Origin of the sequence: Neisseria sp. P0008.S002, from assembly GCF_051962805.1 — a bacterium.
GTDB lineage: Bacteria > Pseudomonadota > Gammaproteobacteria > Burkholderiales > Neisseriaceae > Neisseria > Neisseria perflava.
Genome location: NZ_JBQCUY010000030.1, coordinates 1 through 253, shown reverse-complemented (window position 1 = coordinate 253; position 253 = coordinate 1). Strand labels below are relative to the sequence as shown.

Genomic DNA, 253 nt, shown 5'->3' with positions numbered 1-253 from the left:
CGCTTTACGCCCAGTAATTCCGAATAACGCTTGCACCCTCCGTATTACCGCGGCTGCTGGCACGGAGTTAGCCGGTGCTTCCTCTGGTGGTACCGTCAGTCCCCGCAATTATTCACCACAGGGATATTCTTCCCACCTGACAGGGCTTTACGACCCGAAGGCCTTCTTCACCCACGCGGCGTTGCTGCGTCAGCCTTGCGGCCATTGCGCAAAATTCCTCACTGCTGCCACCCGTAGGCTGTCTCTTATACAC

Annotated in this window: 1 rRNA gene; it reads right to left on the bottom strand. The window is 57.3% G+C overall.

Annotated elements, in window-relative coordinates:
- Positions 1-253: ribosomal RNA gene (locus ACTHSA_RS10860) — 16S ribosomal RNA — on the bottom strand; the annotation flags it as partial.